Origin of the sequence: Paenibacillus sp. S29, assembly GCF_049319765.1 — a bacterium.
In the GTDB taxonomy this organism is placed as follows: Bacteria; Bacillota; Bacilli; order Paenibacillales; family Paenibacillaceae; genus Paenibacillus; species Paenibacillus polymyxa_B.
Map to the genome: position 1 here is coordinate 20,777 of NZ_JBMOUI010000019.1, position 19,290 is coordinate 40,066.

Below are 19,290 nucleotides of genomic sequence, written 5' to 3' on the forward strand. Positions count from 1 at the left end.
TATAGATGAGAAAGTTTGCTAGTGAAATCGAAGATATTGTAAATTAATTCTAGTTAAGGGGATTACATCTAATTCAGATTATGTTAACAATCAATAATATTAAGGGGAGTACGTAAAGAGGATTTTTGAGAATGGAAGATTTATTTTACTTTATAAAGAAACAGTATGATGAGACTGTGGTTGTGTATAGATAAGGTCCAAAAAAGAATTCATGAGAGAAAATCCTATTGAATAAAGATACTAAGTTATTTTCTGAGATTGAGCCTATACAAGATTCAAATCATTCAAACACATTTTTATTTTGACAGAGCAGCACAACAAATGGCTCGATGCTTCATTAAAGAAGGGGAGTATTTCCTGATAAAATGACAATTGGATCATAACTAAACTATAATACAATGATTATAACCAGAGCTTTCTCCTTAATTTACTAGAGTGAGCTTTTAGCTTAGTTAGCCAATTACGAAGACTAATGTAATATTTTTTTTCGAAAATGGCTCTTAAGTATTAGGCAAAAAGATCAGGTAACATCGACCAATAGTTCATTTGTATGATACTATAAGTACATAAAGTTGAAATAAGGAAGCAAATTCTTTAATTGTATCTTATTACATTTGATTAGTTTGAGGTGAACTCATGCAAGCTAATAGAAAAAGTATGAATGAAAATGATAATATGATCCTTTTTTCTGAGGTAGAAGGTATGTGCCCTTTCTGTTCTAAAAGCTTACTATATGTGAAAGATGGAATTAGGAGGAAGATATTTGAAGCTGCTCATATTTACCCATTAAATCCAACAAAAGAAGAATCCTTATTGTTAAAAAACGTAGAGAAATTATCTCAAAATGTAAACGATTTGAATAATTCGATTGCCTTATGTCGTGATTGTCATAAAAAATTTGATTCCCCACGAACTATAGAAGAATATAAAAAATTACTCATCATAAAAAAGGAGATTATTAGAAGAAATGAGAGGAGAGCAGACTATCATAGTTATCAAATTGAGGCAGAAATTAAAATAATACTAAATAAACTTGTGGAAAACGAAAATGAATTATCTCCTCAGATTCTAAATTTAGATGCATTGAAAGTTGATGAAAAGGCGAATATAACTCTGAATAGACTTACAAAGAGACGAATTAAAAGTGATGTAGCGGACTACTATTTCTTTGTGAAGGAACAATTTATAATGCTGGACAAAGAATGTCAATATTCCTTTGATACAATTGCTTCTCAAGTAAATACATTTTACCTAAAATTGAAGAAAAATAAACATACACAAGAAGAGATTTATAATCATATGGCTGAATGGTTAAGTAAAAAGACAGAGAATAGTTCTCTAGAAGCATGTAAAATTATAGTCTCTTTTTTCATACAAAATTGCGAGGTGTTTTCGTGATTATACCAAATAAAGTTATAAACTATAATGATTCGATTATAAATAAAATGTTAGTGCTACTAACCGAACTTTCTCAATCTAATTTCCAAATTAAAGAATTATACTTTAGTACTCAAAATTCTTTTGAAGAGATTGATGAATTTATATATTCTTTGGATGTACTTTATATTCTATAGCAGAATATAACAAATTATTAAAAGAATATTACTCCATCTCATGGGGACAAACCTTTAGATCTGTAGTAAGTCTTTTTTCAAGGATATGGGGAAAATATAATTTAGAAGTTAAGAGACCCCTTCATAATTTTCCAAAAGAAAAAAATGTTGATACAGTTAAAAGATTATTATTACTATTCAATCAGTACAATGAAATATTAGATAATGAAAAGAAATTAAAAAATTTAAAGGAATCTGACTGGGCTATAAAAAAGGCAAAGAAATTCGATTATATTCCTAAAATAACCCCCAAAAAATATGAAAAAAATATTATAGAAAAAGATAAAATTGAATTAGAGATTTCTAAATTAAAAGAGGATATTGTTAATACAACTGTCAAATTGTCTGAAGCTTTATCTGATGAAGTTTTTCAGCTTCAAAGTCAAAAAAAAGCATTTTTAAAAGAAAGAGATTACTATAAGTCAAGGCTAGAAAGAATCAACAGAAGTATTAAAAATAAGGTTAATTCGAGTAATTTTGAACTTCTTTTAGCATATTTTCCAAATGTAAATATTGAAAGATTGGAGAATATAGATTCATTTCATAATGGTATTACTAAAATACTTAGTCAAGAGTTATTGCAAGCCAGAAAAGATGCATCGAAGAATCTAGAAGCATTCAATAACGAGTTAAACATAATTGATATAAAAATAGATGATTTAGTGGAAAATAGCAGACATAACAATTATTTATTTGAAAAACTATTTGAGTTATCTGGTAAAGTATCTAATATTGAGCTGGAAAATAAATTTTTTGTAGAATCTAATAGACTGCAAAAAGAAATTATTAGTACTGAAACAGTTCTTAGTGAAAGTAAACAACAGTCATTGTCAACAGTCATGGATCGGATTAACAAAAAGATTATTTCTATTAATGAGAAAATTCATACAGAAAAACGGAGAGCACCTGAACTGACTTTGTTTGAAAAGGACTATGAGTATAAGGTTTTTGATAATACTGGAACTGGGAAAGCATATACAAATTTATTCATTTTAGATATATGTATATTTGACTTAACACCACTACCTATTTTGATACATGATTCAGTACTATTCAAAAATGTTGAAAATAGTGTGGTTGACAATATTATTGAATTATATGATGAGCAACGAAAACAAACATTCATTTCAATTGATGAATTAAATAAATATTCAAGTACTACACAAGAAATTTTGATTACACATTCTGTAATCCAACTTTCAAAGGATAAACTTTTATTTGATAAAGATTGGAGGGCGTAATAGTAATATTTAGCTATGAAATCTATTCAAAGTAGATATTTAGTATGTTAATAACAACTCAAATCATTTGAGTAACTAGCAGAAATACGCCTCTCATCACTATTACCATAAGGTTCTTGTTAAATACATATTGCTAGGAGGGTCGGTTAATGTGAGAGATGAATTCAGCAAAAATACAAAAAATACATTATCTAAAAGAGTAGGTGGTTGTTGTTCTAATCCAAATTGTTAAGGGAGAACTTTATATTGAAGAACGATAAAGGGGCAACGTTAAAATGGGAAAAATAATGGATGTTAGTTTAACTTTTGAGTCAAAAGATGAAGGTACAATTATAGTAAGGAACAAACAAAGGATTAGATCATTTAACCTACCCAGAAATAAAAAAAATGATAGGTAATAAAATTCTTATTAAATATGCAAATCAAAATGAAATGGTATTAAGCGTTAGCTCTGTTCAAATTTCAACTTCAATGGCTGAAAGGAAAAATATTGGAATATGCGTTGGTAAGTTAGCATCTCCTGATCTTGTTCAAGTGGGGGCAAGTATTTACAGTTTGGAACATTATAGTAAAAAAATAGAAGAAGGAAAATGTTCAATACAGGAGTTAGAAAATTTGCTGGATGAAAAGAACCCCATAGTTTTATATCATGCAATGACACATATCGGAAAAGAAGGCATTCGTCCAGAGGAAATATTTAAAAAATTAAATGGATTATCTTTAAAAAGGGAACATCAAGATAAGATGATAGGTCATTATAAAGTAGGAGACTTAGCAATAGCTACTATGATAAAACTTGGAGAAAAAGAAGATGAGATAACTGGGTTTAAGATATTAGATGAATTTGAAAAAAAGATGGTTTTCCGTTTATTTGAAGAAATCGAATGGTAATGCCTCCTGTTCGTTTGAATGAATGCACTTAATTCAAAACTTATTTCACCTCGAACCATGAGGAGAAATAAGTTTTTTTCATATCTAATGGAGGTGAACCAAATGAATAGAATACTTATTCAAGCTGTAGAGCGTTTGTATTCAATTCATTTTGAAAGTTTAGTCAAGTCCAAAATTCGCCGAAAACGTCGCTCTAGGAGAAACTACTTAGCTGCTGAGTGTGTAGAGTAAAAGCCTAACTAAAAATGGGTAACGGATATTACGCAATATTGAGTGGGCGAACGCTGGTGGTATCTTTCTGCGATAAGGACTTGCCAAAGCTTTTGCAAGGCAAAAGACGTGACCGGGCTGATCGTTCATAACGACTAGGGATTCCAGATACAAAATAACAATTGTTTATTTAATGTAGTAAATTTCCAAATGATCATTGTCACCATGTTGACGATAATACAAAATGCTGTTATTGTAATTATAGTCAGTATGCTGACAATAAAAAGAAAAGGATATATTTATGGAATATTCTAAAGCGCTTAGAGAGTTATATATAATGCAACAAACTTACGCTACTTTTTTTTCCGTCACTAATAAGTTGCAAATACAAGGCGACAACTATTTTGAGAAATTAACATCACGACAGTACATGATCATGCTGGCAATAGCTCATTTGCCAGAGGATGAAACGACACTTGTTAATATTGCAAGAAAGTTAGAAACAAGCAAACAAAGTGCACAAAAGCTTGTAGTCAATTTAGAGAATAAAGGATACTTGATTACGACACCAAGCAAACGGGACAAACGTGCCATTAACGTGGAAATCACGGAATTAGGGAAAAGAGTCATGCTGGAATGTGGTGAGAAAGCAATATGCCTAATGGCAGATATTTTTAATGAATTCACAACTGAAGAATTAGAAGTGTTATGGAGTTTATTGAAAAGAATATATGGTACTCACAACGAAGAGTACGTTGGTTTTGAGGAAGACGTAAATTATAAATTTGAAGACCTGGAAGGGTTTCAAGGAGCACAAATTCGAGCTTTAGATAGTTTTATTTTGCGGAGAAAACATTTTAAATGATGGAATTGAAAATAGGCAATATTTCCATTCAAGTTCTATATTTTCTTTGGAGGCTACGAGATGAAATTACAAGTACAACCAAGAGTTGCACTTATTGATGAAAAAATCGATTTTTGTGTCACAGGGTTACCACCAGAGGGCAAAATGAAAATAACTGCATCCATGCATTTTCCATGGGCAGTAAGTGAAAAGTATCAATCATTTGCTTGGTTTACTGCGGATTCAAACGGCAGTGTTGATTTATCAAAACACAAACCTGATTCTGGAACTTATGATTATATAGATAGTATGGGCCTTATTACTTCTTTACAAAAGATTAATAGTGAGGGAGGGAATATCGCTCTTAATATTTCAATAGATGATAGTGTATTTATTGATATAGTATGTGAAAATGGACAAGATCGAGAATGTATAAGACTAGAGCGTATGTTCAAGTTACCGGAAGTGAAAAGACAACAGATCACTGATGAATTTATGGGAGAGTTATTTTATTCTGAAAACTCAAATAATAAAACGATTGTAGTATTGGGTGGATCTGATGGTGAACGAAGTGGTCTTTCGCTTTTGTCAGGACCATTGGCATCTAGAGGTTTTTATGTTTTAACCGTTGGATATTTCAATGAAAAGGGATTGCCTAAAAAACTAGAGGAAATTCCCCTTGAATATTTTGAAAAAGTGTTCTCTTGGCTTAAAAAGAATCCATTAACACGTGCTAATGAAATATATGTACACGGTACATCTAAAGGCGGAGAATTGGCGTTACTTTTGGCATCGCGATATAATTTCATTTCTAAAGTTGTGGCTTCTGCACCCCATGCATATTGTTTTCAAGCGTTGGATGGTTTGATGAGTGGTAAAAATGTTTCATCATGGTCATATGAAGGGAGATCATTACCATTTATACCCGTTGATAATGATATTTTTTACGATCATCAGCGTCATTGCTTAGAAAAGAATATACCTTTTGGTTTTACTACTACATATAAAAAAAGTGTGGAAAGGGCAAGAAATAAAGAGGAGGCTCGAATAAAAATAGAGAATGCAAATGCAAATTTATTGCTAATTTCAGGCCATCAAGATAATATTTGGAATACTCACGAGGCATGTGTAGAAATAATGAGTATTTTGAAAAAAACAATTATAAATACAAATACAATCTTTTAGACTATAAGGATTTAGGTCACTCATTACCATTACCGTTTATTATACCTTTAAGCGAAACATTGAACTTAAAAATGGGTGGAGGCGTTTTTACTTGTGGTGGTACTTTAAAAGGAAATTCTTTTGGTCAATCAGATTCTTGGCAGAAAACAATAGAATTTTTTATGAATTAGGGCGTGTCTTCAAACTCAGGCAAGCCAAACCATAATGGTGGCCAAGGCAAAAAAAGACTTGAAAGTACACGCCAATTTATCATAGTGAGTCGCCAGACGACGATAAATTCTTTACTTTATTAAAGAAGCATTCCACCAAATAACGTTTTTTTGTAAACGTCCTGATCATATTTTAGGGTGACTCGGCGATTTTTCTTTCCGGGAATCACTGGAATAGCCTGTTGTTCCTTCAAAAACATGCGAATGACATGGATATCTTACGCGCGGTCGTCAAACACTTGGGATGAACATTCCGGGATTATTCGTTTTAGGCTCCATGTTTTTTTCGACAAACACTAATGATGGAAGGAGATAAAGGAGTGAACGGTGTTTTATCCCAGTCCGAATATTGATTTACAATACAAAAGCCGCGGCTCGTTAATAAACGCTGAAGCGTGTCATTATCAGTAAAGCGACATGCAATTCGAGAAATTGTTTTCTCCGATCCCCAATCACGGAACGTGACCCAGTGCATGATCTGGTTACTTGAATCATACGACTGTGTCCCAGATATCTTGACTTTAATTCCATCTTTATCAATAAAATTTCCCCAAATGCTTTCCTCTTGGTTGGATAAATCGGTTCCCAAGGGATTTCGTGTTTCAAAAACAAATATCCCATTTGATTCTAGGTGCTTGTAGACGGTTTCGAGTAAGGCTCGTTGATCCTCATCGCTCAAAAATGCCTGGAATGCATTTCCTGTCAAATAAATCATGGAAAAACGCTTTTCGGAAACGAATGTACGAGCATCAGCTTCAATAAAATCCACAGGCAAACCTTGAGCTTTAACCCGCGCATATTCAAGCATCGATGAAGAAATATCAACACCTGTTATATGTATCCCCGATTTTGATAAATGAATGGTTGTCAATCCTGTACCACATGCAAGTTCCAGAACCTCGCCTGGGTTCAATCTAGCCATATCAAGATAGAAATTGTACTTATTAGTCTCGCCGCCAAATTCAAGATCATAATTAATCGGGTCTCGATACTCTTCAAGATTATCGTGATTTATCAATATGAATCATCCCTCCACTACACTACAGATTTCTTTAAATCATCCTTCATTATACCATCCATTCTCGGTTTTGCGATATATGGAAACGGTGTTGATGTTTTATAAAAAAAAGGACTGACGCGCCAGCACTTTTAAAACAAAAAAGCCGCTAATTTAGCGGATCTGATGGGGCAATATCTTTTTACTGGACGAGAGCGTGTCTTTAAACCTAATTTAACATCTCTTGAAAATTACACTACTAAGGGATGCCATAACCCGTTTAAAAAATGCTGATTTACGTATACGTGATGTTAAGGGAGAACTTTATATTGAAGAATGATAAAGGGGGCAACGTTTAAAATGGGAAAAATAATGGATGTTAGTTTAACTTTTGAGTCAAAAGATGAAGGTACAATTATAGTAGGAGCAAACAAAGGATTAGATCATTTAACCTACCCAGAAATAAAAAAATTATAGGTGATAATAGTAAAAAAATTTGAAGATGAAAAATGTTCGATAGATGAGTTGGAAAATTTGCTAGAAGAAAAGAACCCCATAGTTTTAAATCATGCAATGACACATATCGGAAAAGAAGGCATTCTTACAGAGGTAATATTTGAAAAATTAAAAGGATTATCTTTAAAAAGGGAACATCAAGGTAAGCTGTTAGGCCATTAAAAGTTGGGAGACTTAGCAATAGCTACTATGATAAAACTTGGAGAAAATGAAGATGAAATATCTGGTTTTAAAATTTTTGATAAATTTGAAAAAAAGATGCGTTTCCGTCTTTTTGAAGAAGTCGATTGGTAAGTCTCCTGGTCCTGGATAAATGTACTCAGTTAAAAACTTATTTCACCTCGAACGCTGAGCAGAAATAAGTTTTTTTATATCTAAATGGGCGACTAAAAGAAAAGGATCGGGCATTAATGAGAGGGGATAAATGTTATTTATAAATTGAAGTTTGAATTGTAAGATAACTCATGATTGATGGCTATTCTGGATAGAACTAGTCGCATAAAATGACATGAATATAAGCTTCGCAACAGCCTGGAATTATTAGCATGCTCCACAAGTTGCAAAGATGTCGCACTTGTTCCAAACTGGCGTTTATGGTATTATATTCCTGGATATCATTTCCCCGACTGCATAGCCTAAAACTCGCTTCCACGCTTACTAACGACATAATATTCCTTTGTAATTATGTAAAAGCTTTCAAGTTCAACTCTAAAGTTAAAGTTTTCAATCGGTACGTGAAATGATAAAGAAGGGAGGGGAATTTGGAGATTGACATTTGAGCACAAACAGCTCGAATGCACCATCTTGCATGAAGACGACTGTTATGGCTTGCCATCGGTGAATTAAGGCGCTGATATCCAAAAGAATGCCTGGAACCCGTGCAACGCAGTTTGCTGTATGTACCGTAACCAAGGTAATTATAAAAAGCCATTAACTGAAATTTATTGGGCGAAAATAAAATGATGAACTAATTCGGTTTGATGCGAATCCCCACCCAAAAATGAAAGCGGTTACAATTTTAGAAGGGAGGCTATAACATCTACTGAAAATGTTACAAGTCCGAGTTTAGGAGCACTAACCTTCAAATAGGATACAAAATTACTAATTAAATCTATGCATAGGCAATTTGTAAACTTTTAATAGACATGATATATAAAAATGGAGGTAATATGTTTATGATTAAAAAATTTTCGGTGTTTTTATTAGCTTTTACATTATTGCTGAGTTGTTTACCAATGGTACCTGTACATGCTGCTAACAATGCAATTGCAAAGCTTCCAGGGAATTCAAATCCTCTTATGGACCATAAATTGGGGGCGGATCCCTATGCGTTGGTCTATGATGGAAGGGTTTATATCTATATGTCGAGTGATGCATATGTATATAACAGTAATGGAACGGTGAAAGAGAATGATTTTAGTGAACTAAATAAAATATTCGTCATATCTTCTGCTGACATGGTGAACTGGACAGACCACGGTGCAATTCCGGTCGCAGGATACAATAACGAAAATAATGGAAAAGGTGTTGCAAAATGGGCATCACTCTCATGGGCACCGGCCGTTGCACATAAAAAAATAAATGGTAAGGATAAATTCTTCCTTTATTTTGCAAATGGTGCCTCAGGTATTGGTGTACTAACTGCAGACACTCCGATAGGACCATGGACAGACCCACTCGGAAAGGCTCTTGTTACACACAGTACAACTGGAATGTCTGGAGTTACATGGCTTTTTGACCCGGCAGTATTGGTGGATGATGATGGTACAGGATATCTATATGTTGGTGGAGGTATACCCAATACTTCGGACCCAGCTTCAATTGCAAATCCTAAAACAGCCAGAGTTTTAAAACTGGGCGCTGATATGACCAGTATTATTGGAAGTGCAGTAACCATTGATGCTCCTTACATGTTTGAAGACTCAGGAATTCATAAGTATAACGGCAAATATTATTATTCTTATTGTATCAATTTCTCCGGTACACACCCGTCAAATTACCCAGCAGGTGAAATAGGCTACATGGTGAGCAGCAGTCCTATGGGACCCTTTACTTATACAGGACATTTCCTGAAAAATCCACAAGCATTTTTTGGAGTTGGTGGAAATAACCATCATTCGGTGTTTAACTTTAATAACCAATGGTATGTAGTGTACCATTCCCAAACTGTCAGCAAGGCTCAGTTGGGAGAAGGGAAAGGATATCGTTCTCCTAATATTAACAAGCTTATCCATAATACGAATGTAACGATACAAGAGGTTCAGGGAAATATGGCAGGCGTGCCTCAGATAGCCAATCTTAATCCATACAATAGGATTGAGGCTGAAACAATCGGGTGGAATGCAGGGATTACAACCGAGGCGAGTCAAGCATCAGGCGGACCGACAAATAATCTTAATGTGACAAACGTACACAATGGAGATTGGATCGCTGTAGGAAATGCCGACTTTGGTAGCGGTGGAGCCAAGACGTTTAAAGCAAACATAGCATCCAATGCAGGCGGTAAAATAGAAATACGTCTGGACAGTGCAACGGGTCCTCTGGTTGGAACTCTTAATGTCAGTTCTACTGGAGGAACACAGACCTGGAAGGAAGTCGAAACCACTGTAAGCAATGCAACAGGAGTCCACAAGGTTTTCTTAGTGTTTACCGGAACAGGGACTGGTAACTTATTTAATATTGATTACTGGCAGTTTACACCCAATACTACTGGAACAAGGGTTGAAGCTGAGGATATGACTCTCGGGGGTACTTACGCTGGGAAGATCAGTTCTCCTTTCAATGGGGTCGCTTTATACGCCAATGATGATTATAGTGCATACACTCAGTATTTTGCCAACTCTACTCATAGTATTTCAGTCAGGGGTGCTTCGAATAACTCCAGTACCGCCAGAGTAGACTTGCAAATAGGAGGAACCACAGTTGGTTCCTTTTATTTTACTGGAACTACGCCGACGGTCCAAACCTTGTCTAATATCACCCATGTAACCGGAAATCAAGAGGTCAGACTGATCGTAACCACCGATAACGGGACTTGGGATGCCTATGTGGATTATTTACAATTTAATTAACTAAAACTAAAAGCTTTTGAACCTATCAAAGATTAGGGGCGATTCTAATATGTATAGGAGGATAAGTGTGCTTTTATTAGTTTTACCATTATTCATGAGTATGATGTCCAATACTTCTGTATTTGCAGCTACTACTTTTACAAATCCGTTTATAAATGCTGATTCTCCAGACAACGATGTTATCAGGGTAGGTAATACTTTTTATATGACTAGCACGACCATGCACATGAATCATGGAGTTCCAATCATGAAATCTTATGATCTCGTCAATTGGGAAATCGTAAATTATGTTTACGATACGTATGCCAACAATGGCGCACAAAATCTTAACAACGGGGAGAACGAATATGGAAAAGGCTCGTGGGCAAGCAGCCTTAGATATTATAACGGCATCTACTATGTGTCCTTTGGCTCCAATTCTACCGGCAAAACATACATCTATCAAACCAGCAATATAGAGACTGGTCCATGGACATCATCAGTGCTTGGCAACTATTATCATGACGCATCGCTGCTGTTTGATAATGGACGTGTATTCTTGGTTTATGGCAGTGATAATATCAGCATTATTGAGCTTACTGCAGATGCAAAGGCTATCAAGCCAGGGGGACTTAATCAGGTGATTATTTCCGCTGCCAGTAATATTGCCGGTTCCAGCTTCATAGTCAAGGCTGAAGGGGCGCATATACAAAAGATCAAGGGAATGTACTATATATTTCTTATATGCTGGCCATCGGGAGGCAACCGCACACAATTAACCTATCGTGCAAGTAGCTTGACAGGACCCTATACAGGTCAGGTTTCATTGAATGATTCAGGCATTGCACAGGGGGGGATTGTTGATACTCCTTCTGGCTCCTGGTATGCTATGCTGTTTAAAGACAGCGGAGCAATTGGACGTATGCCGTATCTTGTTCCGGTTACATGGTCAAATAATTGGCCGGTATTCGGTGTTAACGGTAAGGTTCCTCTTACGATGGATGTTCCTGTTGAAGGTTATCCCGAAAAGAAGGTCTATGCGTCTGATGAGTTTTCATCTTCTCAAGCCTCCAGTCAGCTTATTGCAAACGGTGGATTTGAAAATGCCACCATAAGCCCGTGGACGAATAATAACACTGTAATTGTTGCAGCAACCACTACAGACTATTACATCGGCTCAAAAAGCTTGTTTGTCAGTGGTAGACAACAAACAGCTGCTGGTCCAAAACAAGTAATTACCGGAAAAGTAACAGCCGGCGGAATGTATAATTTTTCTGCAAAGGTTAAATACACTGAAGGTCCTGCCACTAAGCAATTTAATTTTGGTATTCAGAATGGTCCAAGTTACACAGGTATATCGATTCTTTGGTCCACCACGCTAACCAAGGGCCAATGGGGCACAATTCAAGGAACATATACACTTCCGGCAGGTGCTGACCTCTCACAAACGTTTATTTTCATTGAGACACCCTACAGTTCAACCCCAGACCCAACAAATGATTTGATGAATTTCTATGTGGACGATGTTTCGTTTACAGGAACCTCGTCTTCTGAAGCGACTCTTAAAAAGGAGTGGCAATGGAACCACAATCCTGACAATACTCATTGGTCCCTTACACAGCGTCCTGGATTTATGAGAATGACTACAGGGAAAGTGAGTAAAAGTATTCTGGATGCCAGAAATACGCTTACCCAAAGGACATTTGGACCGAAAAGTACAGGAATCATTGCAATGGAAACAAGCGGGATGAAGGACGGAGACTATTCCGGTCTTGCAGCTTTTCAGGCTAATTATGGATTTGTAGGCATAAAGATGAACGGGACCTCCAAATCCATTGTTATGGTGAATGCCAGCTCTGGAGCAATGACTGAAGTGGCAAGTGTCCCTTTCACCCAGAACAGAGTATATCTTAAGCTTATATGTGATTTTACAAATCAGACGGATAAAGCATATTTCTACTACAGTCTTGACGGCACAAATTGGACGGCTATAGGCAACACACTTCAGATGTCATATACAATCCCTCACTTTATGGGATACCGTTTTGCTTTGTTCAATTATGCTACTAAATCAACAGGTGGTTTTGTTGATTTTGATTATTTAAACTTGCAGTGACAAACAAGAGGGTTTGAAGCTGTGGATTTAAGTTCGTTTCTTGCGCTCCTTCAAGGCTCTTCGGTTCGAAAATCTAACCATGCTAGGCCGCATGAATTAAAAAGCTCAGAGGAAATTACGGACTTCTCTATTGAGATAACAGGGGAAAATGAATGGACTAAACCGACTCCATAATTGGAGTCGGTCTTTACTTGCCAATTGGATAACAACGATTGAAGCTATGGAACTACGATTTTGATGGGCATGTTGCGTATAAAAAATATATATTTACAGTTGTTATAGGAACTTCTTCATTTCATTAAATGCTAACTCTCTGTGACCTGCTTGGCAATGTTGCTCACCGCCCGTTTCTTTAGTAAATACTTTGGTTGTAATGGATGCAGCATTGATTAATTCTTGTTGGATTTGTACGAGTCGGCTAATAGGTACGTATTGATCATCTTCTCCAGCTAATAAAAGAACATCTTGATTAATGAATGCTCCAATGCCGTGCATTGTGTGCTTTTCAAAATTTTTAATGAGGTCAAAAGGCGTTGCTTCACCGGTGTTTTCCATCCCTTTGGTAATCTTCCAATGCAAATCAATATTGTGAGTCATCATCTGTTCGAATAATGTATTCACTTGGTCTACTTCATTACGATCAACGAGTTGCATCATGCTCTGGTAAGTATCTTCTGGCATCCCCATTTTTAAGGCATCTAAGCCACAATAAAAAATGTTAAAAGCAACTACTTTATCGATTCTCTTTTCGAAGGCTGCCGCACGCATTGCTAAATATCCTCCCCAAGAAGCACCTACGAGACTTACACGATCTAATTTGAAATAATCAATCACCGTTGATATGGGCTTTTCCCAGTTATGAATGAATTTTAGGCCGTTTTTTAATGCAGTTCCTTGGCCAGGGCCATCGAATACAATAATATTGTAATCAATTCCTTTCATGAATTTCATCATTTTAAGCATCTCTTCCATATAAGAATCATACCCACCAAAGACAAGTAATGTTTTCGTAGCTCCAGGCGCCAATAATTTCACAGCAGGAAGATACGAGTCTTCATAGGGAATCTTGTAGGATTCATAATCAAAATCATGAAAGCCTTTATAGAATGTTTCTCTATATTTTCGATACATTATTTCTTTATTGGGGTCTGTGGTTGCAAGATAAAATTCTGCAGCTTGATAGTAGACTGAGGCTAAGTCATAGTCCTTGCTGTATTCGCGTTTCTTAGCAAAATTGAGCCAAGCTTCATACCAGCTATGGGTGTCTTTTAATTTCGGAATTATTTTTTCCAAGTCAGCTTGTTCTCGATCATCTTCTTGATAATAATCATTGATAAAACGATTAATTTGAAGATTGAACTGTTCGTTATTGACATAGGATTTAAACATATATTGTCCTCCTTCAATTTGGGTATGTGCTTACTATAGAGTATAGTTACTACATAAAAAATAATTAGTATCGCATAATCTGTAGGATATCTTACACGCTATATATAAAGTGTTCGAAAACTTACACATAAGGAGCAAGTGGTTAAATGAATGAAGATATCAGAATTTATAAAACAAAAATAGCTATTGAGCGAGCTTTGATAGAATTACTCCAACAACATGATTTTAAAGATATTACGATCAAAAAAATCTGTGATCAAGCTCTTATCGGACGTTCTACTTTTTATAGTCATTATTTGGATAAGTACGACTTGCTAGAAAAAGTAGTTAAACAGTATGCTTCTGATTTTAAAGTTGAAATTGAGCAGCGTTTTGATTCCATGGAAGATGGCAAGGTGGCCAATGCCATAGAACTTGTAACCGATAATATGATTAAAAATAAGCTGGAAATTTCAACATTGTTAACCGTTCATGAAGTATCCGCTGATTTACGTAAAGAATTTGAACAAATTTTGTTTCGGACTTGTTTAGATTATTTAAAGCAACAGAATTCTTCAACTTCGATCGCATTGGAGTATTTAGCTGAACTATATGCTGCTAACTCAATGACGTCTATTCAGTGGGTTTTGAAAAATGGTAAAGATACTAACATCATTCTTCTTTTAGATCAAATGCAGGAATATATTTTTTCTCAGTTAAAGTCTGATCTATATACAAGTTAGCACGCGTGGAGTATGGGTTGCAGGAATAAACAATGAAGATCTATTTTGTGAAATGCAAAATAACACTTTGTTAAAGTTCAATAACGAATTAACAAAGTGTTATTTTAAATAATCTTCTCGATCACAACATCGTTTCACCAAAGGTAACTTGCTGGAACTTTAACTTTATAATCCTTGGGTAAGTCCTAATATCTGATCATTCACATGTACATTACTTAATCCCCCGTGATAACAAACTACGGATGCAATGTCGAGATCTAAATACTTTTTCAATGAGAGACAAGCTGCATCCATATCCGGTGTGGTCGGGACATGAATTCCCCCGAGAATCCCGTTAACACTGTACATCGAATCCCCGGCAATAAGAGTCTTACTTTGCATTAAATAAAGGCTGATATGACCAGGAGTATGCCCAGGTGTATGGATGACTCGAATTCTGCCGCAATACGGCAGTTCCTGACCATCTATTAAGGTATCGTCCACTTTGCCCTTCGGGGGATTCTCAAGCTGACTATCTTTTAAAAGGGGGATATCCCCCTGAATATACGGCTTATCTAGTTCGTGTGCATAGACTTTGATATGATGGCCACACTCCTGCAAAATCTCAGGAAGACAACCTATATGATCCACATCTTGATGCGTCAAAATCACAACTTTTAGTTTGTCAAACGACACGCCTACCTTTTCCATAGCCTCGCGTAAATTTTTCATTTGCCCAGGGAATCCTGTGTCTATTAAAACAGCCGCTTCTTGATCCCACAAAAGAATGGGGTGAATCATATTCCCATGAAAATCTAGCTGAAGCATTTCTACTCCCTGTGAAATTTTCAAAATATCGGGCCTCCGTAAAATGAAATTACCACCTATGCTAAAATAGGTTCAAGGGGCGAATCCAACTCTGTGGCGTTGCCGTTCCTTAATGTCAATGGATACGGTGCGAATGGATGTAATAGGAATAACAAGCGTCTGATATTGCGTAAGGTATTTAACGAACTTGTCGTCAATCTGATCCAGTATCCCCTCGCATACATGGGTCCCATCTATAAAATGAATAGTTACTTCCTGGCCTTGTAAGCTTGCTAACATGATATCACCTCGTATTATTTCTTGAAGTTTCTTGCAGATCATTAGGTTTTGAGCATACTCTACAAAGAAGTTATCACTTGATCAATAACACCATATTCCAGTGCCTCCTGAGCGGACATGTAAAAGTCCCGGTCCATATCTTTTTCGACTTTTTCAAAAGATTGCCCGGTCCGTTCAGCTGTGATACGGGTTGCCTTTTCACGAGTCCATAAAATTCGTTTTGCGCTGATCGCAATATCGCTGGCCTGACCTTGTGCGCCCCCGTGCGGCTGATGGATCATGATTTCACTGTTCGGCAACGCCGAACGTTTCCCTTTGGCGCCCGCTAGCAACAGGATCGCGCCAAACGAAGCAGCGAATCCCGTACATATCGTGTGTACATCGGGTTTGATGTACTGCATCGTATCATAAATGGCAAATCCTGCGGAAGTAGAGCCACCCGGGCTGTTGATATACATGTAAATTTCTTTTTCCGGATCTTCTGCCGCCAGGAACAATAATTGAGCAATAATACTGTTAGCCAAATGATCATCGATGGCTGCCCCGACAAACACAATACGATCCTTTAAGAGTCTGGAATAGATATCGTACGATCTTTCACCTTGAGCGGTTTGCTCAACAACATAAGGAACATAAACACTCATTCTGATACCCCCAATTTCCCTGTTTTCAGTTGATTTCTCCTTGTAAACGAACCGAGGTCGTAAAAAGATACGGAGGTTTCAATGGGAAAACGATTTGCGTAAAAGGTGTAACTTTTACAACCACTTGTTCGTTTACATTGGAGGTAACAAATGGCTTTGCTCTAGGAAAGGGCAGAATAAGACCGTGGAGGAGAGGACCTATGCGCATAGATGATTCTATACAAATGACAGATAATACAATAAACATCGAGAACTTGGAGGAATTACAGGCGGTCCTGAAACGTTACTGTCTGTCGCTTACGAAATCAAATTGGGATGCGGAAGAACTGGCTCAGGACACTTGGATAAAAGCATTAGGTAAGTTAAATAGCTTCGAGCATACAAACCCCAAAGCGCTTTTGCTACGAATTGCTAAGAACACCTGGATTGATGATATACGGAGAAAAGCAGTCTACACTCGAATATTGAATAGGGAACAAGCGAAAGTAACTGTACCGGATCATGGATCTTTTGAAATCGAGATAGCGTTGCAGTCCTTAATGAAACATTTATCTCCGCTTCAGAGAACTGTTTTTTTGCTGCGAGATGTGTTTGGATATTCGATTAGCGAGACATCCGACATGCTCGAAACAACGGAGGGAGCGGTAAAAGTTGCACTCCACCGGGCACGAAAATCGCTTGAAGCAGTCAAGGAGGATCTCCTCAAAGGAGAGTTATCCTTACCGGAAAGTGAAAACTCGAAGACTTTTCTAAGGGCGTTGACGGCGGCATATCAGATGGGAGATATTGCAGCAATGGTTATGCTCTCCCATCAGGATGAAATGGAGCCGGACGTGGTGATCGGAATCGTCAATCACAAGCTGCACCGGAGTCTCGCATTAGTAAAACAAACGGATTCCCATACCATGAGTATGATAGCGGCGTAGTTTGCGAAGAGAAATGCGGGGCTGATCATAGTAGTTGTTTCTGACCCGGGGGTAGTATCAGCTTCGCTAGTACTACCCCGTGTAGATCAAGAGAGTACTAGCGATGCATAGGACAAGCACATTGCGAATTTGTCTAGCAAAGCAACCTACCTAAACGAAATGAGTGTAATATTCCAAACGCACTTTTATTGATAACGATGCAAGAAGCCATCAACTAATTTGGCGTTTGTCATCTGAATTACGGACTGATTTTCCAGTTCCTCGGCCATATCATCATCCGTCATGGACACGAAAAAAATAATATCTTCTTTGGATTGGCCGAATTGATTAAAAAGTACATCGTCTGTTTCCTTAACTACCTTGGCCATAATTTTTATCATTTCATCTTTATAGTCAAACACATTTTCGGTTGCATACAGAAATTTGCTAATATGATTGAGATGTGTTGTATCGCCATATTGATATTCGCTTAATCCCCATCTATAATAATTTTCATCTTCCTTGCTGTTGCACAGGTCTTGGGCTTTCATGTTTGTGATATGTCTAACAAGTGATTCCTCCGTATTAACAGCAAGAAACAAGGTGATAAAATCGCTGTCTGTGCCAAAAGCACAAGCGTAAACCTGCTCATTCTTCACTTCTTCCAGTATGCTTTTAAGATCATCCCAAAATCCTGCCCTAAATCTTTCCTCAAATTCATTTAGAAAATTGTTCATCTGGTTCATATACTCCTTTATCAGTTTTATACTTGATTATATTTTACATTATTAGCACGACCATGTAGCCTAGCGTTCATTCTCTTGCTACTCTTGTCTTGTAGCGACAATCCAAGGATCGTCACAGTTAACGAATGTCAGCTTGATAAACTTAGAAAACCCTTTTATTTGTTTAAAAAAAGTTGTTATAATTGTTAGATCAGTGTGTAGAGATATTGGTACTAGTTTTAATGACCAAAAATATATGTCGCATGATACGTCTACCATCTGAAATATTTTTATTTCGGAGGGAAACAATATGTATAAGGAAGAAAGACTGCCTCAAAACGCAAAAGAAGGTATATTATTTTTATTGATTATTTCAATTATTTCAGTAAACACGATCGCCCCCATTATTATGGGATTGGAACGAGGCTTTAGTAAAGAAAACTATTTAGAAACGCTTAAGATTATTCCGTTTATGTGGATTATCGTTGTTTTGTTAGTAAGATTGGTTGCAGGACCGTTAGTGGGTAAAGTGATACCCAAATTCGTAGGACAAACAGATGGATTTAATGCTAGAGTTTTATTGAATACTTTATTGAATGTTACAGTCTTATCTATGCTTCTAACCATTATAGGAACTTGGGTTGGTACGAAACAAATAAGCCTAGAACCTTTTCAGAACTTCTTTTACAGTTGGTTTAGAAATTTTGGTGTAGCATTTTGGATTGAGCTATTGGTCGCTCAGCCAATAGCAAGATTTGCAATGAAAAAAATACACGCAAGACAGGCTAGCAAAGCAGAGAGTGTAAATCCGTAACACGATACCAAAGGCATAATAAAAAAACCGTATAACAACGTGGTTTTTCGTAAATCGGTAAAGTTACAAACCATATAAAAAAAGCGATGGTCCCAAGCTGGAACCATCGCTTGTTCGCGTTTCGGATTATGAA

The 19,290-nt window shown here is 36.4% G+C and carries 18 protein-coding genes and 1 pseudogene; 13 read left to right on the plus strand and 6 right to left on the minus strand.

The window, feature by feature from the left end; all coding sequences use genetic code 11:
• Window positions 1-657 precede the first annotated feature (657 nt).
• From ACL9RM_RS23565 to ACL9RM_RS23590, 6 genes and pseudogenes are all read left to right on the plus strand, one after another.
• Window positions 658-1,398 (plus strand): ABC-three component system protein, encoded by a 741-nt coding sequence (locus tag ACL9RM_RS23565; protein WP_250268247.1) that lies wholly within the window; start codon window positions 658-660, stop codon window positions 1,396-1,398.
• Window positions 1,395-1,574 (plus strand): ABC-three component system middle component 7, encoded by a 180-nt coding sequence (locus ACL9RM_RS23570; protein ID WP_323873154.1) that lies wholly within the window; start codon window positions 1,395-1,397, stop codon window positions 1,572-1,574. Before ACL9RM_RS23565 ends, ACL9RM_RS23570 begins: the two co-directional genes overlap by 4 nt.
• 380 nt (window positions 1,575-1,954) lie before the next feature.
• Window positions 1,955-2,854, plus strand: a complete 900-nt coding sequence (locus ACL9RM_RS23575) for a DUF2326 domain-containing protein (protein WP_250268248.1) — start codon at window positions 1,955-1,957, stop codon at window positions 2,852-2,854.
• Between the two features lie 387 nt (window positions 2,855-3,241).
• Window positions 3,242-3,745, plus strand: a complete 504-nt coding sequence (locus ACL9RM_RS23580) for a hypothetical protein (RefSeq protein ID WP_250268249.1) — start codon at window positions 3,242-3,244, stop codon at window positions 3,743-3,745.
• Window positions 3,746-4,256: 511 nt separating this feature from the next.
• Entirely contained in the window at window positions 4,257-4,820 is a 564-nt protein-coding gene (locus tag ACL9RM_RS23585) for a MarR family winged helix-turn-helix transcriptional regulator (protein WP_061830185.1), read from the plus strand.
• Between the two features lie 144 nt (window positions 4,821-4,964).
• A pseudogene (locus tag ACL9RM_RS23590) lies at window positions 4,965-6,154 on the plus strand (acyl-CoA thioesterase/bile acid-CoA:amino acid N-acyltransferase family protein).
• 307 nt (window positions 6,155-6,461) lie between these two features.
• On the opposite strand, the gene ACL9RM_RS23595 reads toward ACL9RM_RS23590, so the two are convergent.
• Entirely contained in the window at window positions 6,462-7,211 is a 750-nt protein-coding gene (locus ACL9RM_RS23595) for a class I SAM-dependent DNA methyltransferase (RefSeq protein WP_250261419.1), read from the minus strand.
• Window positions 7,212-7,667: 456 nt separating this feature from the next.
• Here ACL9RM_RS23595 and ACL9RM_RS23600 point away from each other — a divergent pair, with 456 nt between their 5' ends.
• The 4 genes from ACL9RM_RS23600 (at window position 7,668) to ACL9RM_RS23615 (ending at window position 12,872) form a co-directional block, all read left to right on the plus strand.
• Complete coding sequence (locus ACL9RM_RS23600; protein WP_250261418.1) at window positions 7,668-7,868, plus strand: hypothetical protein; 201 nt, start codon at window positions 7,668-7,670, stop codon at window positions 7,866-7,868.
• 3 nt (window positions 7,869-7,871) lie between these two features.
• Entirely contained in the window at window positions 7,872-8,000 is a 129-nt protein-coding gene (locus ACL9RM_RS23605; protein ID WP_414126582.1) for a hypothetical protein, read from the plus strand.
• Window positions 8,001-8,881: 881 nt separating this feature from the next.
• A complete protein-coding gene (locus ACL9RM_RS23610) occupies window positions 8,882-10,777 on the plus strand; it encodes a carbohydrate-binding protein (protein WP_250268250.1) in 1,896 nt (631 codons plus the stop codon).
• A gap of 67 nt (window positions 10,778-10,844) precedes the next feature.
• On the plus strand, window positions 10,845-12,872 hold the full coding sequence (locus ACL9RM_RS23615; protein ID WP_250268251.1) for a family 43 glycosylhydrolase: 2,028 nt from the start codon (window positions 10,845-10,847) through the stop codon (window positions 12,870-12,872).
• Window positions 12,873-13,148: 276 nt separating this feature from the next.
• On the opposite strand, the gene ACL9RM_RS23620 is transcribed toward ACL9RM_RS23615, so the two are convergent.
• Window positions 13,149-14,261: an alpha/beta fold hydrolase gene (locus ACL9RM_RS23620; protein ID WP_250268252.1), complete on the minus strand. Its 1,113-nt coding sequence runs from the start codon at window positions 14,259-14,261 to the stop codon at window positions 13,149-13,151.
• A 146-nt stretch (window positions 14,262-14,407) separates the two neighbouring features.
• Between ACL9RM_RS23620 and ACL9RM_RS23625 the strand changes: the two genes are divergently transcribed.
• Complete coding sequence (locus tag ACL9RM_RS23625) at window positions 14,408-14,983, plus strand: TetR/AcrR family transcriptional regulator (protein WP_250268253.1); 576 nt, start codon at window positions 14,408-14,410, stop codon at window positions 14,981-14,983.
• 165 nt (window positions 14,984-15,148) lie between these two features.
• Here ACL9RM_RS23625 and ACL9RM_RS23630 read toward each other — a convergent pair whose 3' ends face one another.
• The 3 genes from ACL9RM_RS23630 to clpP are packed head-to-tail and all read right to left on the minus strand — an operon-like array spanning window position 15,149 to window position 16,713.
• The gene (locus ACL9RM_RS23630) at window positions 15,149-15,814 is read right to left on the minus strand and encodes an MBL fold metallo-hydrolase (RefSeq protein WP_250268254.1); all 666 of its coding nucleotides are present in this window, start codon (window positions 15,812-15,814) and stop codon (window positions 15,149-15,151) included.
• A 48-nt stretch (window positions 15,815-15,862) separates the two neighbouring features.
• Window positions 15,863-16,069: a hypothetical protein gene (locus ACL9RM_RS23635; protein WP_061830193.1), complete on the minus strand. Its 207-nt coding sequence runs from the start codon at window positions 16,067-16,069 to the stop codon at window positions 15,863-15,865.
• 59 nt (window positions 16,070-16,128) lie between these two features.
• Entirely contained in the window at window positions 16,129-16,713 is a 585-nt protein-coding gene (gene clpP, locus ACL9RM_RS23640; protein WP_013310269.1) for an ATP-dependent Clp endopeptidase proteolytic subunit ClpP, read from the minus strand.
• Between the two features lie 224 nt (window positions 16,714-16,937).
• On the opposite strand from clpP, the gene ACL9RM_RS23645 reads away from it, so the two are divergent.
• The gene (locus ACL9RM_RS23645; protein ID WP_237166231.1) at window positions 16,938-17,639 is read left to right on the plus strand and encodes an RNA polymerase sigma factor; all 702 of its coding nucleotides are present in this window, start codon (window positions 16,938-16,940) and stop codon (window positions 17,637-17,639) included.
• A gap of 185 nt (window positions 17,640-17,824) precedes the next feature.
• Here ACL9RM_RS23645 and ACL9RM_RS23650 read toward each other — a convergent pair whose 3' ends face one another.
• A complete protein-coding gene (locus ACL9RM_RS23650; protein ID WP_250268256.1) occupies window positions 17,825-18,355 on the minus strand; it encodes a DUF4303 domain-containing protein in 531 nt (176 codons plus the stop codon).
• 298 nt (window positions 18,356-18,653) lie between these two features.
• Here ACL9RM_RS23650 and ACL9RM_RS23655 point away from each other — a divergent pair, with 298 nt between their 5' ends.
• Window positions 18,654-19,157: a hypothetical protein gene (locus ACL9RM_RS23655; protein WP_069291882.1), complete on the plus strand. Its 504-nt coding sequence runs from the start codon at window positions 18,654-18,656 to the stop codon at window positions 19,155-19,157.
• Window positions 19,158-19,290 lie beyond the last annotated feature (133 nt).